Source organism: Lautropia mirabilis, assembly GCF_900637555.1.
GTDB lineage: Bacteria > Pseudomonadota > Gammaproteobacteria > Burkholderiales > Burkholderiaceae_E > Lautropia > Lautropia mirabilis.
Map to the genome: position 1 here is coordinate 159,662 of NZ_LR134378.1, position 14,075 is coordinate 173,736.

Below are 14,075 nucleotides of genomic sequence, written 5' to 3' on the forward strand. Positions count from 1 at the left end.
GTCAGCCTCAATGGCACGCAGTCATCAGCCCGCCTGATGGCGCCCAAAAAGTCATGCCTGACGGACTGGATCGGGACTGAGCGGACAGGCCAGGCCGGAAGACGCGCTCCTCAACAAGCGCCCACTGACGCCCGGCCGCCGTATCAGCGCGACGGGTCGTTCCCGGCCTGCTGGACCTGTGAATCCGCAGCCGGCACGATGGCGCCGCTCTCTTCGGAAGGATCGTCGGGCAGGTCTTCGGGGGCCTGCGAATGGGCCGACAGGAAGCCGCCCAGGAAGATGCCCAGCTCATACAGCAGCATGAGCGGGATGGCCAGCATGAACTGCGACAGCACGTCCGGCGGGGTGAGCACGGCGGCCACGATGAAGGCCCCCACCAGCACGTAGCGGCGGGCCTGACGCAGGTCATCGACCGACACCATGCCCAGCTTGATCATCAGCATTTCGACCACCGGCACCTGGAAGGCCAGGCCGAAGCCGAAGAAGATGGACAGGGTGAAGTCCCAGTAACGCTGCAGGTCCTGCATCACGTCGGCGCCCGTCTTCTCGGCAAACGAGAAGAAGAACTTGTAGGCGACCGGCAGCACGAAGCTGTAGGCAAAGCCGATGCCCACCAGCAGGAAGACCACCGACAGGATGATCAGCGGGCCGACGAAGCGGCGTTCATGCGCGTAAAGCCCCGGCGCCACGAAGGCCCAGGCCTGGTACAGCACCCACGGCAGCGACAGCAGCACGGCCGCCAGCAGCGACATCTTGGTGAGGGTGAAGAAGGCACCTTCACCCGCGATGAAGACTGCATGGGAGCCCGGCGGCAGCGCATGCTGCAACGGCTGGGCCAGGAACTTCATCAGCTCGGGGGCCACATAGAAGCACGCCCCGAACAGGATGAGGATGACCAGCAGCGAGCGGATGACGCGGTCGCGCAGCTCGGTGAGGTGGGAGATGAAGTTTTCTTCTTCGGGCGGCGTCTGCGCCTTCTTCTTGCCAAACCAGGCCATCAGCGCTCCACGCGGAAACGGGGACGTTTGAAGCCGCGCTCCAGCTCACGCTCGATGCGGCGATCCTTCAGTCGCTGGCGTGTGCGACGGTCTTCGTACACCTTGTCCCAGTCGGTGGGCGACAGGCGCTCGGGTGCGGGGGCCACGGCGTCGTCGGGCACGCTCTCGTAGGCCCAGCTCTCGCTGTCGGCCGTGTCATGATCCAGGGCGGCCTGCGTGGCGCCCTGCCCTGCCGAGCCAGCACCGCCGTGCTCCAGCGATCCGACGTGTCCATCGGCCGTGCCGTGCCCCTCGGCACCCGGCAGGCTTTCGGCCGTGCTGGTGTCGAACGACGACTGCAGGGTGTCGAAGGAGGAGCGCGCATCGTTCAGACCGCGCTCCAGACTGCGGGCCGAGTCCTCGACCTCGCTCTTGATGCCCTTCAGCTCGGCCAGATCGATCTGGTGGCTGAAGTCGGACTTCACGTCCTCGATGTAGCGACGCATGCGCGACATCCACTGCCCGGCCTGACGGGCCACCGTGGGCAGGCGCTCCGGACCGATGACCACCAGGGCGGCGATGGCCACGATCAGCATTTCCATGAAGCTGATGTCAAACATCGGAGGTCGTCAGCGGATCAGGCAGCCGGTAGAAGGAACGTGTGGAACGGACAAGGGCCATGCGCACGATCGGCTCAGCTCTTGGTCTTTGCCTCGACATCGATGGTATTGGGGTCAGCCTGCGCCGTGCTGTTGGTGACGCCCGGCGGATTGGCAGCAGGCGGGTTGCCCGCGGCCGGGGTCTCGGCCGTGCCTTCACGCACGCCTTCCTTGAAACCCTTGATGGCGGCGCCCAGGTCGGTGCCGATGTTCTTGATCTTCTTGGTGCCGAACAGCAGCATGACGATGATCAGCACGATCAGCCAGTGCCAGATACTCATGGTACCCATGGGTTTTGACTCCTGAAGAGGGAAAGGAGGCGGCAGGACGGAAGCCCGATGCTGCGACGCCGGGAGGATGAGGCGTGCCGTGGGCATCCGGCCCCTGGCAAGGGGCAGGCCGCCAGGGCAGCCGTTCAGTGACTTTTACTTGCTGCCCAGGACATGAATGTGCAGATGATACACCTCCTGTCCACCCTTCCGCCCGTTGTTGATCTGCACCTTGAAGCCGTCCTGCAGACCTTGCTCACGCGCCAGGGGGCCACACAGCGACATCAGGTGCCCCAGCAGCTCGGGGTTCTCGGCACCATCGTAAAGATTGACGACGTGCTGCTTCGGAATGATGAGGAAGTGCACCGGAGCCGACGGATTGATGTCATGGAAGACCACGGCCTTGTCGTCTTCATGGATCTTGCGAGCCGGGATCTGGCCGTCGGCAATCTTGCAGAAGATGCAGTCGGCGTGATCGGCCTTGGCCGGTGCGGTGGCTTGATCGTTCATGAGAGACTCCATGATTCAGAATGACGAAAGGCGGGATGCCCTGGATGCGTCCATCCCCGGGGCAACCTCATTCACATGACGGCGCATCCGCCACATTCAAGGGGCGGCCGGACACGGCATGCAACGACGCCGAGTGTAACAGCGGCGACAGGCATCCTGACCAGTGCAGGGGCTGAGCGTAGGACAGCCGGGCACGCGATCCGACAGGACACACGACCCGACAGGATGCACGATCCCACCGGGCGTCATGGCCTTGGCGGAATACAGACGCTTTCAGCCTGCCGTGCGGCTCGCCTTCTCGTCGATGCCGGACAAGCCCTCACGCCGCATCAGCTCGGCCAGCACGTCCTGCGGCCGTAATTCATGATGCGCGAGCATCACCAGCGTATGGAACCACAGGTCGGCCGTCTCGGACACGATGCGCGCCTTCTCGCCCTGCATGGCGGCGATGACCACCTCGGTGGCTTCCTCACCCACCTTCTTCAGGATGCGATCGTCACCGCCGGCCAGTAGCTTGGCCACGTAGCTGCGGCTGGGATCAGCGCCCCGACGGGATTCGATGACCTCGGCAAGCCGGGCCAGAATGTCGGCACTGCCCGACGTAGGGACAGCGGATGCCTGTACTGCCATGCCTGCTTGATCTCTCTCTGCCAAGGGAAACTCCTTGCAATCTGCTGATGACAGCCCGAGGTGTCATCATGAATCATGAATTCAGTCGTTCCAGCGGATCCTGATGCGCGGAAACCTGCCTGCCCCACTATCGGCCGAACCGGACCGTGGCCTGGCTACTGGCAGAAGGTGACCCTGGCCGGTGACACATGGCGGGAGGCCTGCGCAGGTGGCCCCCCTGGAATCCGCCATGGCAACGTCCGGGAACAACAGGCATCAGGAATGCGAATGCACCACCCCAGACGCGCCGTACAGCTTTTCGGGCTCGACCTTCACCGGATCCACGTCGCGCCAGACCGGCTCAGGCGCCGGCTGCGCCTGCGACGGAGTCATGACCTCGCCCGCGCCACCTGCAGGTGACGAACGTGCTCCGGCCTCGGCAGCCGCTGCACCCTGCCCCAGCCGGCCGCCTTCCAGCCGCCGGAAGAAGCAGGACTCACGCCCGGTATGGCAGGCCACGCCGCCCACCTGATCGATGAACAGCAGGATCACGTCGGCGTCGCAGTCGGTCCGGATCTCGTGGACCCGCTGCTGGTTACCGGACTCTTCGCCCTTGCGCCAGAGCCGCTGACGCGAGCGCGACCAGTAGACGGCATGGCCGGTGCGCAGCGTCTCGGCCAGCGCCTCGCGGTTCATCCAAGCCATCATCAGCACGCGATGGCTGGTGGCATCCTGCGCGATGGCAGGCACCAGGCCGTTCTCGTCCCAGCGGATGCGGTCGAGCCAGCCAGCGTCCGAGGTGCCCCCGCAGGTTGGGCCATGTACATGACCAGCGTCATGGCTCATCCGTCAGGCCTCCGCCAGGGTGGCGTCCAGCCGCACCGGCACACCCTGGCTGGCCATCAGGGCCTTGGCCTCGGCAATGGTGTGCTCGCCAAAATGGAAGATGCTGGCCGCCAGCACGGCATCGGCGCCCCCCAGGGTGACGCCATCGACCAGATGCTGCAGGTTGCCCACGCCGCCGGATGCGATGACGGGAATGGGCACCGCATCGCAGACGGCACGGGTCAGCTCCAGATCGAAGCCGATGCGGGTGCCGTCCCGGTCCATGCTGGTCAGCAGGATCTCGCCCGCCCCCAGGTCGGCCACGCGGCGCGCCCATTCCAGGGCATCCAGCCCGGTGTCGTTGCGACCGCCGTGGGTATAGACATGCCAGCCGCCTTCGGGCTGGCGCTTGGCGTCGATGGCCACCACCAGACACTGCGATCCGTAGTAGCGGGCGGCATCGGCCACCAGCTGCGGATTGTGGATGGCGGCCGTGTTGACCGACACCTTGTCGGCGCCGACGTTCAGCAGTCGGCGGATGTCATCCACGCTGCGGATGCCGCCGCCCACCGTCAGCGGAATGAAGACCTGCTGCGCCACCGCCTCGATGACGTGCAGGATGGTGTCTCGCTGGTCGGACGAGGCGGTGATATCGAGAAAGGTCAGCTCGTCAGCCCCCTCGGCGTCATAGCGGCGCGCCACCTCCACCGGGTCGCCTGCGTCGCGCAGGTCCACGAAGTTGACGCCCTTCACCACCCGGCCGTCGGTCACGTCCAGGCAGGGAATGACGCGTCGGGTCAGCTCGCTGCGGTACTCAGTTGCCATTGGCCCGTTCCAGGGCCGCGCCGAAGTCCAGCGTGCCCTCGTAGATGGAGCGACCCAGGATGACGCCACCCACACCGTCGTCCTCGATCTCCAGCAGCCGGTCGATGTCGGACAGGTCGGTCACGCCGCCAGAGGCAAAGACCGGCACGCTGACAGCCTGCGCCAGCCGCTGGGTGGCCTCGATGTTGACGCCGCTCAGCATGCCGTCACGGCCGATGTCGGTGTAGATGATGCCCTCGACGCCATAGCCGACGAACTTGCGGGCCAGATCCACCACGTCGTGACGGGTAAGCTTGCTCCAGCCGTCGGTGGCCACTTTGCCGTCACGCGCGTCCAGCCCCACCAGCACCTGGCCGGGGAAGGCGGTGCAGGCATCATGCAGGAAGCCCGGGTTCTTCACGGCGGCGGTACCGACCACCACGTAGCTCACGCCCACGTCCAGGTAGCGCTCGATGGTGTCCAGCGAGCGGATGCCACCGCCCAGCTGCACAGGCACCTCGGCCCCCACGGCATCAATGATGGCTCGGACCACGCTTGCATTCTGCGGCTTGCCGGCAAAGGCGCCATTCAGGTCCACCAGGTGGATGCGCTCGGCGCCCTCGTCGCGCCAGCGTCGGGCCACTTCGGCCGGGTCTTCGGAAAAGATCGTCTCCTCGTCGAGTTTGCCTTGTTTGAGACGGACGCAACGGCCGTCCTTCAGATCGATCGCAGGAATCAGCAGCATGGCAGCAACAGCAGAGCGGCTCAGGGCCGCCAGTGGATGAAATTCCGAAAGAGACGCAGGCCGCTTGCCGCACTCTTTTCGGGGTGAAACTGGGTGGCGAACATATTATTTTGTGTCACGGCACAGGTAAAGGGCTCTCCGTAGACACTGATGGCCGCCACGTTTGCCGGGTCGGTCGGCTCGGCATGGAAGCTGTGCACGAAGTAGAAGAAGGCCCCCGGCTCGATGCCTTCCCAGAGCGGATGCGGCCGGGTGGGATGCACCCGGTTCCAGCCCATGTGCGGCACCTTCAGGTTGCCGGCCGCCTTCATCCGCGCAGGATCGAAGCGCACCACCCGACCGGGCACCAGCCCCAGACCCGGCGTGGGCGCGCCGTGCACGTCGGCGCCCTCGTCACTTTCATCCAGCAGCATCTGCTCGCCCAGGCAGATGCCCAGCGTGGGCTTGGTACCACAGGCCTCGCGCACGGCCTCGGCCAGACCCGGGCGGGCCGCCAGGCTGCGCATGGCATCGGGCATGGCGCCCTGCCCCGGAAAGACCACCCGGGCCGCGCGGTGGATGACGGCCGGATCGGCCGTGATCTCGATGCGGGTCTTCGGGCTGACATGGGCCAGCGCCCGCGCCACCGAATGCAGGTTGCCCATCCCGAAATCGACGATGGCGATGCTCGCCGTGGACTGCGTGTTCATCAGCCGACCAGGCTCCCCTTGGTGGAAGGCACCTGACCCGCCGTGCGCGGATCGGGTTCCGCCGCCATGCGCAGCGCCCGGCCGAAGGCCTTGAAGACCGTCTCGCACTGGTGATGGGCGTTGATGCCACGCAGGTTGTCGACATGCAGCGTCATCTTGGCGTGGTTGACCAGCCCCTGGAAGAACTCGCGGGCCAGATCCACGTCAAAGCGCCCGATCAGCGCCCGGGTGAACGGAACCTCCCAGACCAGCCCGGGGCGGCCCGAGAAATCGATCACCACGCGCGACAGCGCCTCGTCCAGCGGCACGTAGGCATGGCCGTAGCGGCGGATGCCGCGCTTGTCGCCCAGCGCCTGCGCCAGCGCCTGGCCCAGCGCAATGCCCACGTCCTCCACCGTGTGGTGGTCATCGATGTGGGTATCGCCCTCGGCCTCGATGTCCAGATCCACCAGCCCGTGGCGGGCAATCTGGTCCAGCATGTGCTCGAAGAAAGGCACACCCGTCTTCAGCCGAGCCTTGCCGGTACCGTCCAGATTCACCCGGACGCGGATGCGGGTCTCCAGCGTGTTGCGGGTGACTTCAGCCGTGCGGGCTGCGCCCGTAGCGGGGATGGAAGATGCGTCGCTCATGATGATGTCCGTTCTGCGTTTGCCCGGCCGTTCGCGTCAGCCGTCCGGCTCGCCCCGTCGACCTGCCCAGCCGAGGCTGCCGGCACGGCGTCCAGGGCCGCCGCCAGCGCCTGCAACATCGCTTCGTTCTCTTCAGGGGCGCCCACGGTCAGCCGCAGGCACTCGGCCAGCGCCGGGTGCATCCGGCTGGCGTCCTTGATCAGCACACCGGCAGCCCGCATGGCGGCGGCCACGCGGGTGGCGCGCGAAGGCCCGGCACCATCGCCCTGCCCCCCGGCCAGCCGCACCAGCACGAAGTTGGCCGCCGTCGGGTACACATGCGACAGCCCCTGCGGACCCAGCAATGCCTGCAGCCGCTGCACCAGCGTCTGGCGCTCGGTGCAGAGCGCCTGGGTCTGCTGGTCGAAATCCGCGTGATGCTGGAACGCAAAGCACGCCGTCTCGGCATCCAGCACGCTGATGTTGTAGGGCGGGCGGATCTTGTCGAGCTGCGCGGCCCAGGCCGGCGCACTGGCCAGATAGCCGATGCGGGCGCCCGCCAGCCCCCACTTGGAGCAGGTGCGCATCACCGCCAGGTTCGGCCAGGCCTGCAGCTGGGACAGCCAGCTGGCACCGCCGGCAAAAGGCGCATAGGCCTCGTCCAGCACCACCAGACCGTCGGTGGCTTGCAGGATGGCGCGCACGTCGTCCGCATCGAACAGGTTGCCCGTGGGGTTGTTCGGATAGGCCAGGAAGACCAGCGCCGGACGGTGCGTCTCGATGGCCTGCAGCATCGCCTCGCGGTCCAGACTGAAATCGGGCCGCAGCGGCACCGGCACGAAACCAACGCCGGCCAGCCGTGCACCCATCTCGTACATCACGAACGAGGGCGCAGGCGCCATGATCGTGGCCCCAGGCTGGGCCACCAGCTGGCACAGCAGGCTGATCAGCTCATCCGAACCGTTGCCCAGCACCAGCCCGTCAATGCCGTCCAGCACGTCATGCCGGGCGATGGCCTGCTTGAGCGCCGTATAGGTGTTGCCGGACGGATAGCGGTTGATGGCCAGCGCCGCCAGACGCTGGGCCAGCTCGGCCTGCAGCGCCCCGGGCAGCCGCCAGGGGTTCTCCATCGCATCCAGCTTGATGGCGTCGGTGGCATCGGCCACGTGGTAGGCAGCCATGCGCTGCACGTCCGGACGCACATGGCGTTCAACCCGGGCTGCAATTTGGGCAGACGAGACCGTACCGGCCGCTGCCGAGCCCACATCTCCGCCCGAAGCCACCTGCGCGGCCGCTGAGGCCCCGCCCTCGGCACCAGCGGCACCCTGCGCCGGCTGCGTCCCGGGCACCTTCCCACCCGGCGTGGCCAAGCGATACTCGGCACTCTGCGCGTGGGCCTCCAGCCCTTCGGCGCGGGCCAGCGTGGCCGCCACCTTCGCCAGGTGGTCGGCGCCCGTGGCCGACGGCTCGATCAGGCTGCTGCGCTTCTGGAAGTCATAGACCCCCAGCGGCGACGAGAAGCGTGGCGTGCGCATGGTGGGCAGCACGTGGCTGGGTCCGGCGCAGTAGTCGCCCAGCGCCTCGCAGCCCCAGCGGCCCATGAAGATCGCGCCCGCATGGCGGATGTCGGCCAGCAGCCCATCCACATCGCGCACTGCCAGCTCCAGGTGCTCGGGTGCCACGCGGTTCACCAGCTCGGCCGCCTCCTGCATCGAACGCACATGGATGAGCGCGCCCCGATCCGCCAGCGACTTGCCGATGACCGCACGACGCGGCTGGCCGGGCAGCAGGCGGGCAATGGCCTCGGCCACCGCGTCCAGGAAGGCAGCGTCCGAGGAAATGAGGATGGCCTGTGCCATCTCGTCGTGCTCGGCCTGCGAGAACAGGTCCACCGCCACCCAGTCGGCCGGCACCGAACCATCCGACACCACCAGGATCTCGGACGGGCCGGCAATCATGTCGATGCCGACGGTCCCGAACACCCGGCGCTTGGCCTCGGCCACATAGGCATTGCCGGGGCCGACGATCTTGTCCACCGGACGGATGGAGCGGGTGCCATGGGCCAGCGCCGCCACCGCCTGCGCACCGCCGATGGTGTAGACCTCCTGGATGCCGGCCAGACAGGCCGCGGCCAGCACGGCCGGGTTGCGCACGCCGTCGGGCGTGGGCACCACCATCACCAGTTCCTTCACGCCCGCCACCTGGGCGGGAATGGCATTCATCAGCACCGACGACGGATAGGCCGCCTTGCCACCGGGCACGTAGAGCCCCACCCGGTCCAGCGGCAGCACGCGCTGCCCCAACCGGGTGCCATCGGCCTCCGTGTACATCCAGGAGGACGTCCGCTGATGCTCGTGATAGCGGCGGATGCGCTCGGCCGCCCGCTCCAGCGCCTGGCGCTCGGCCGCCGGCAGCCCGTCAAGCGCCGCCTGCAGCTCGGCCTGCGACAGCCGCAGCCCCGCCGCCTCGCGGACCTCCAGCCGGTCAAAGCGCCGGGTGTAGTCCATCAGTGCCTCGTCGCCACGCGCCTGCACGTCCGCCAGAATGGCCGAGACCGCCTGCTCAATGCCCTGATCCTGTTCCGGGCTCCAGTGCAGCAGCCGCGTGAAACGCGCCTCGAAATCCGCTTCGGCCGTATCCAGCCGGTTGATCAGGTTCTGCGAGCTCATGCCTGTCCTCCCGATGTCGCCCGTGCCGCGCGCTCCAGCGCCGCCACCAGCGGGGCCAGCGTCCGCTGCTGTGTCTTCAGCGCCGCCTGGTTGACGATCAGCCGCGCCGAGATGGGCATGATGCTCTCGACCTCGACAAGGCCATTGGCGCGCAGCGTGTTGCCGGTGGACACCACGTCCACGATGGCATCGGCCAGCCCCACCAGCGGAGCCAGCTCCATCGAGCCGTAGAGCTTGATGATGTCGACGTGCACGCCCTTGCGGGCGAAGTGACGGCGGGTGGTGTTGACGTACTTGGTGGCCACCCGCAGGCGCTTGCCGGGCACGGCCGCCCGGGGGTAGTCGAAGCCCTGGCGCGTGGCCACGGCCAGCCGGCAGCAGGCAATGCCCAGGTCCACCGGCTGGAAGACGCCCTCGCCGCCGTGCTCCAGCATCACGTCGCGCCCGGCGATGCCCAGATCGGCCGCACCATGCTGCACGTAGGTGGGCACGTCGCTGGCCCGCACGATCAGCAGGCGCAGGCCCGGATCGTCGGTGGGCAGGATGAGCTGGCGGCTGTCCACCGCCGAAGAATCCAAGCGAATGCCGCACTGCGCCAGCAGTCCGGCCGTGTCTTCCAGGATCCGTCCCTTGGACAGGGCCAGCGTCAACATCTTCTTCCTTCCTGTTTGATCAACGTCGTAGTGTGGCAAGCCGCCCGCCCCCTGGCCATCGGGACATACCCGGGAAGGGGCAGGCAGAGGGCACGAAACGCATGGGACGGCCAACGGCAGCGACAGGACCACAGGACCGTCATGCCGCCCACGCCCCGCGCCCGTCCTACTGGCCTGCCGGCCGCGAACTCACGCGCTCGATCCGAGCCCCCAGGGCCTGCAGCCGCGCTTCCATCCGCGCATAGCCCCGGTCCAGGTGGTAGATGCGCTCGACCGTGGTTTCACCCCGTGCAGCCAGGCCGGCGATCACCAGACTGGCCGAGGCCCGCAGGTCGGTTGCCATGACCGTGGCCCCCGACAGTGCCGGCACGCCCTGCACGATGGCGGTGTTGCCCTCGATGCGGATGTTCGCGCCCAGCCGTCGCAGCTCCTGCACGTGCATGAAGCGGTTCTCGAAGATGGTTTCCACCACCGTGGCCGTGCCTTCGGCCACCGCGTCCAGCGCCATGAACTGCGCCTGCATGTCGGTGGCAAAGCCCGGATACGGCGCCGTGCGCACGCTGACCGCACGCGGCCGGCCGTTTGCCTGCAGCCGCACCCAGTCCGGTCCGGACGTCAGCGTGGCGCCCGTCTCGCGCAGCCGGTCGATGGTCACGTCCATCGACCAGGGGTCGGTGGCGCGCACCGTCACGTCGCCGCCGCAGGCGGCTGCCGCGCACAGGAAGGTGCCGGTCTCGATGCGATCGGCCATGATGCGGTGGCTGGCGCCGTGCAGGCGCTCCACCCCCCGGATCACCAGGCGGTCGGTACCCGCCCCCTCGATCTGCGCGCCCATGGCCACCAGCACCTTGGCCAGGTCCACCACCTCCGGCTCGCGCGCGGCGTTCTCCAGGATGGTCTCGCCCTCGGCCAGACAGGCCGCCATCATCAGGTTCTCGGTGCCCGTCACCGTCACCATGTCGGTCACGATGCGAGCGCCCTTCAGCCGTGCGGCACGCGCCACCACGAAGCCCTGCTCGATCTCGATCTGTGCGCCCATCGCCTGCAGGCCCTTGATGTGCTGATCGACCGGCCGCTGGCCAATGGCACAGCCCCCGGGCAGCGACACGCGGGCCTCACCGAAGCGCGCCAAGAGCGGCCCCAGCACCAGGATGGACGCGCGCATCGTCTTGACCAGCTCATAGGGCGCCTCGGTGCTGACCAGACTGTCAGCCTGCAGCGTCAGACGCTCCTCGTCGCGCTCGGTCTTCACCCCCAGCAGCTTCAGCAGCCGGATGGTGGTGGCAATGTCCTGCAGCTGCGGCACATTGGACAGTTCCAGCGGGTCTGCCGTCAGCAGGCTGGCGCACAGGATGGGCAGTGCCGCGTTCTTGGCGCCGGCGGCCTGAACCTCGCCCACCAGGGGCAGCCCCCCCAGGATCTTCAGCTTGTCCATGACGACAGGCCGCTCACAGTTCCTGCAGGGCCTGCCATTCGGCCGGCGTCAGTGCCTTGATGGACAGCGCGTGGATCTCTTCCTTCATGCGGTCGCCCAGCACGCCATACACCAGCTGGTGACGCTGCACCGGGCGTTTGCCCTCGAAGGCGTCCGAAACGATGATGGCGTCGAAATGGCGGCCATCGCCCTCCACCTGCAGGAAGCTGCACGCAATGCCTGCGGCAATGTAGGACTGAACGACTTCGGGTGATTGCACGGATGGTTCTCCAGAGGGGAATGAGGACAGGCGGGACGTCCGGCCAGGTGCCCGTCAGGGGTCTGCACACACCAGGAAAGGATGTTGACGGCACGCCGGATGAGCCGGACAGAAACGCCGCCCCTCACGAGGGAGCCCGTCTGCGCATGCCGCAGGCCGGACGCCTGCAGGACATCGTATTGTACCGGGGCGACGAAATCCCCTGCCCCGTTCACCGAGTGTTCAGTAACGCAGGTGATATCCGCGATGCAGCAGCCGCATGGCCAGCAGCGCCAGCAGCAGCCACGCCGTCGCCACGATGCCCAGCGACAGCCACGGATCGATGTCGGCCTGCCCGAAGAAGGCATAGCGGAAGCCGTCCACCATGTAGAAGAACGGATTGGCGTGCGAGGCCACCTGCCAGAACGGCGGCAGCGAATGCACCGAATAGAACACGCCCGACAGGAAGGTGAGCGGCACCACCAGGAAATTCTGGAACGACGCGATCTGGTCGAACTTCTCGGCCCAGATGGCCGCCACCAGCCCCAGCGTGCCCAGAATGCCGCTGGCTCCCAGCGCAAAGACCAGTATCCACAGCGGATGCCGCATCGGCACATCCACGAAGCAGCACGCCACCAGCAGCACGCCGGCGCCCACCACGATCCCGCGCACCATGGCCGACAGCACGTAGCCGCCATACATCGCCAGCGGCGTGAGCGGCGCCAGCAGCACGAACACCAGATTGCCGCTCACCTTGCTCTGGATGAGCGAGGACGACGAATTGCCGAAAGCGTTCTGCATCAGTGCCATCATCACCAGCCCCGGCACCAGAAAGCTGGTGTAGGCCACACCCGGATAGATGGCCACATGGCCGCTGAGCGCATGCGAGAAGATCAGCAGATACAGCAGCGCCGACAGCATCGGCGCCGCAATGGTCTGCAGACCCACCTTGCAGAAGCGCATCAGCTCCTTGCGAAAGAGCGTCAGGAAGCCTTGCATCAGTTCTCCTGCATCAGCCGCAGGAACACGTCTTCCAGGTCGGGCTGGGTGACTTCCATGTCCTGAATGACGCCCCCTTCGGCCTGGATGGCCGCCATGATCGGGCCGATCTCGGCGTAATCGTCCAGCGACAGCCGGTAGCGATCATCCTCCGGCAGCGGCGGCAGCCGACGTGCCTGCAGGGATGCCGGCAGCGTTCCGCCCGAGATCCGCAGCAGCAGCGCCCCGGCCGAAAAGCGTTTCAGCAGCGCCTCGGTATCGTCCATCGCCACGATGCGCCCGGCCTTCATCACCGCCACCCGGTTGCACAGCGCCTGCGCCTCTTCCAGATAATGCGTGGTCAGCACGATGGTGTGGCCATCGTGGTTGAGCTTGCGCACGAAGCGCCACAGCGACTGGCGCAGCTCAATGTCCACCCCGGCCGTGGGCTCGTCCAGCACGATCACCGGCGGACGGTGGATCAGCGCCTGCGCCACCATCACCCGCCGCTTCATGCCGCCCGACAGCGCCCGCATGTTGGACTCTGCCTTGTCGGTCAGGCCCAGCCCTTCCAGCACCTCGTCGATCCAGGCATCGGCCCCGCGCACGCCGTAGTAGCCCGCCGTGATTCTCAGCGTCTCGCGCACGGTGAAGAACGGATCGAATACCAGCTCCTGCGGCACCACGCCCAGCGAGGCGCGGGCACGCCGGTAGTCCTTCACCACGTCGTGTCCCATCACCGACACGCGACCGCTGCTGGCATGTGCCAGCCCGGCGATGATCGAGATGAGCGTGGTCTTGCCGGCCCCGTTGGGGCCCAGCAGGGCGAAGAAATCGCCCTGACGGATGCGCAGGTCAATGCCGTCCAGCGCCCGGAAATCACCGAAGCGCTTGGTCACGCCCTCGACGACGATGGGATCCACACCCGATGGGGACGATATCCCGTGCCGGGCGGCTGCGTCTGCTGCACCCTCCGCCCCGGACACCGCCCTGCTGCCTGCTGCGGTCACTGCGCCTGCGCTTCCCTTTCCTGACGCATGCGACGCAGCTCAGGATGGTCGTCCAGCAGGAAATCCGCCACGCCGTACAGTTCGGCCAGCGACACCAGCTTCGTGGGCGGGTTGTGCACCGCCAGCGGCTTGCCGGCGTAGCGCCCCATTTCCAGCAGCGCCGACAGCACGGTGGAATCGAATTCCTTCAGCCGAACCAGATCGACCAGCACGCGGCTTTCCTTGGTCAGCCGGCGTGCCTTGCATTCGGCCTCCAGCGACTTCAGCACGGCCAGCACATTGCTGTTGTCCACCCGTTCGGGCAGCGTGATGGCGGTGGTGCCGTCACCGACATCCGCCATCATCGGCCCATCGGGCACCTTCCCTTTGCCGGCCTCGATGCTTGCTTCAGCCATGG

The 14,075-nt window shown here is 67.2% G+C and carries 17 protein-coding genes and 1 pseudogene; all 18 read right to left on the minus strand.

Features of this window, described 5'->3' with window-relative positions; genetic code table 11:
- Positions 1–143: 143 nt before the first annotated feature.
- The 18 genes and pseudogenes from tatC to EL249_RS00745 all read right to left on the minus strand — a co-directional run bounded on the left by tatC (position 144) and on the right by EL249_RS00745 (position 14,073).
- Complete coding sequence (tatC, locus tag EL249_RS00665) at positions 144–998, minus strand: twin-arginine translocase subunit TatC (RefSeq protein WP_005675008.1); 855 nt, start codon at positions 996–998, stop codon at positions 144–146.
- Complete coding sequence (gene tatB / locus EL249_RS00670) at positions 998–1,597, minus strand: Sec-independent protein translocase protein TatB (RefSeq protein WP_005675007.1); 600 nt, start codon at positions 1,595–1,597, stop codon at positions 998–1,000. Before tatB ends, tatC begins: the two co-directional genes overlap by 1 nt.
- A 74-nt stretch (positions 1,598–1,671) precedes the next feature.
- Positions 1,672–1,926: a Sec-independent protein translocase subunit TatA gene (tatA, locus tag EL249_RS00675; protein ID WP_005675006.1), complete on the minus strand. Its 255-nt coding sequence runs from the start codon at positions 1,924–1,926 to the stop codon at positions 1,672–1,674.
- A gap of 135 nt (positions 1,927–2,061) precedes the next feature.
- On the minus strand, positions 2,062–2,415 hold the full coding sequence (locus EL249_RS00680) for a histidine triad nucleotide-binding protein (RefSeq protein WP_050781988.1): 354 nt from the start codon (positions 2,413–2,415) through the stop codon (positions 2,062–2,064).
- Positions 2,416–2,688: 273 nt separating this feature from the next.
- Positions 2,689–3,045 carry a phosphoribosyl-ATP diphosphatase gene (locus EL249_RS00685; RefSeq protein WP_005675003.1) on the minus strand — a complete coding sequence of 119 codons (357 nt, stop codon included), beginning with the start codon at positions 3,043–3,045 and terminating at the stop codon, positions 2,689–2,691.
- Between the two features lie 255 nt (positions 3,046–3,300).
- Positions 3,301–3,870 (minus strand): phosphoribosyl-AMP cyclohydrolase, encoded by a 570-nt coding sequence (gene hisI, locus EL249_RS00690; protein WP_005675001.1) that lies wholly within the window; start codon positions 3,868–3,870, stop codon positions 3,301–3,303.
- Positions 3,871–3,873: 3 nt separating this feature from the next.
- Positions 3,874–4,674, minus strand: a complete 801-nt coding sequence (hisF, locus tag EL249_RS00695; RefSeq protein ID WP_005675000.1) for an imidazole glycerol phosphate synthase subunit HisF — start codon at positions 4,672–4,674, stop codon at positions 3,874–3,876.
- Positions 4,664–5,398, minus strand: a complete 735-nt coding sequence (hisA, locus tag EL249_RS00700) for a 1-(5-phosphoribosyl)-5-[(5-phosphoribosylamino)methylideneamino]imidazole-4-carboxamide isomerase (RefSeq protein ID WP_005674999.1) — start codon at positions 5,396–5,398, stop codon at positions 4,664–4,666. Before hisA ends, hisF begins: the two co-directional genes overlap by 11 nt.
- 20 nt (positions 5,399–5,418) lie before the next feature.
- Positions 5,419–6,087: an imidazole glycerol phosphate synthase subunit HisH gene (gene hisH, locus EL249_RS00705; protein ID WP_005674998.1), complete on the minus strand. Its 669-nt coding sequence runs from the start codon at positions 6,085–6,087 to the stop codon at positions 5,419–5,421.
- A complete protein-coding gene (gene hisB / locus EL249_RS00710) occupies positions 6,087–6,716 on the minus strand; it encodes an imidazoleglycerol-phosphate dehydratase HisB (RefSeq protein WP_005674997.1) in 630 nt (209 codons plus the stop codon). Before hisB ends, hisH begins: the two co-directional genes overlap by 1 nt.
- Positions 6,713–8,044, minus strand: a complete 1,332-nt coding sequence (gene hisC, locus EL249_RS13425) for a histidinol-phosphate transaminase (protein ID WP_269471751.1) — start codon at positions 8,042–8,044, stop codon at positions 6,713–6,715. Before hisC ends, hisB begins: the two co-directional genes overlap by 4 nt.
- Positions 8,045–8,053: 9 nt before the next feature.
- Positions 8,054–9,364 (minus strand): annotated as a pseudogene (hisD, locus tag EL249_RS13430) (histidinol dehydrogenase); the annotation flags it as partial.
- Positions 9,361–10,017, minus strand: coding sequence for an ATP phosphoribosyltransferase (hisG, locus tag EL249_RS00720; RefSeq protein ID WP_005674995.1), 657 nt, complete (start codon positions 10,015–10,017; stop codon positions 9,361–9,363). The gene hisG and the pseudogene hisD, both read right to left, overlap by 4 nt.
- Before the next feature lie 166 nt (positions 10,018–10,183).
- Positions 10,184–11,452, minus strand: coding sequence for a UDP-N-acetylglucosamine 1-carboxyvinyltransferase (gene murA / locus EL249_RS00725; protein ID WP_005674994.1), 1,269 nt, complete (start codon positions 11,450–11,452; stop codon positions 10,184–10,186).
- Positions 11,453–11,465: 13 nt separating this feature from the next.
- Complete coding sequence (locus EL249_RS00730) at positions 11,466–11,711, minus strand: BolA family protein (protein WP_005674993.1); 246 nt, start codon at positions 11,709–11,711, stop codon at positions 11,466–11,468.
- A gap of 222 nt (positions 11,712–11,933) precedes the next feature.
- Entirely contained in the window at positions 11,934–12,689 is a 756-nt protein-coding gene (locus EL249_RS00735; RefSeq protein WP_005674991.1) for an ABC transporter permease, read from the minus strand.
- Entirely contained in the window at positions 12,689–13,591 is a 903-nt protein-coding gene (locus EL249_RS00740; protein ID WP_040530236.1) for an ABC transporter ATP-binding protein, read from the minus strand. Before EL249_RS00740 ends, EL249_RS00735 begins: the two co-directional genes overlap by 1 nt.
- An 83-nt stretch (positions 13,592–13,674) precedes the next feature.
- The gene (locus tag EL249_RS00745; protein ID WP_005674987.1) at positions 13,675–14,073 is read right to left on the minus strand and encodes an STAS domain-containing protein; all 399 of its coding nucleotides are present in this window, start codon (positions 14,071–14,073) and stop codon (positions 13,675–13,677) included.
- Between the last annotated feature and the right edge of the window lie 2 nt (positions 14,074–14,075).

Coding starts and splice junctions, on each gene's coding strand:
- EL249_RS00685 (WP_005675003.1), bottom strand. CDS start 3,045: ATGGCAGTACAGGCATCCGCTGTCCCTACGTCGGGCAGTGCCGACATT.
- hisA (WP_005674999.1), bottom strand. CDS start 5,398: ATGCTGCTGATTCCTGCGATCGATCTGAAGGACGGCCGTTGCGTCCGT.
- hisG (WP_005674995.1), bottom strand. CDS start 10,017: ATGTTGACGCTGGCCCTGTCCAAGGGACGGATCCTGGAAGACACGGCC.
- hisF (WP_005675000.1), bottom strand. CDS start 4,674: ATGGCAACTGAGTACCGCAGCGAGCTGACCCGACGCGTCATTCCCTGC.
- tatC (WP_005675008.1), bottom strand. CDS start 998: ATGGCCTGGTTTGGCAAGAAGAAGGCGCAGACGCCGCCCGAAGAAGAA.
- hisB (WP_005674997.1), bottom strand. CDS start 6,716: ATGAGCGACGCATCTTCCATCCCCGCTACGGGCGCAGCCCGCACGGCT.
- EL249_RS00680 (WP_050781988.1), bottom strand. CDS start 2,415: ATGAACGATCAAGCCACCGCACCGGCCAAGGCCGATCACGCCGACTGC.
- murA (WP_005674994.1), bottom strand. CDS start 11,452: ATGGACAAGCTGAAGATCCTGGGGGGGCTGCCCCTGGTGGGCGAGGTT.
- tatB (WP_005675007.1), bottom strand. CDS start 1,597: ATGTTTGACATCAGCTTCATGGAAATGCTGATCGTGGCCATCGCCGCC.
- hisI (WP_005675001.1), bottom strand. CDS start 3,870: ATGAGCCATGACGCTGGTCATGTACATGGCCCAACCTGCGGGGGCACC.
- EL249_RS00745 (WP_005674987.1), bottom strand. CDS start 14,073: ATGGCTGAAGCAAGCATCGAGGCCGGCAAAGGGAAGGTGCCCGATGGG.
- tatA (WP_005675006.1), bottom strand. CDS start 1,926: ATGGGTACCATGAGTATCTGGCACTGGCTGATCGTGCTGATCATCGTC.
- EL249_RS00735 (WP_005674991.1), bottom strand. CDS start 12,689: ATGCAAGGCTTCCTGACGCTCTTTCGCAAGGAGCTGATGCGCTTCTGC.
- hisH (WP_005674998.1), bottom strand. CDS start 6,087: ATGAACACGCAGTCCACGGCGAGCATCGCCATCGTCGATTTCGGGATG.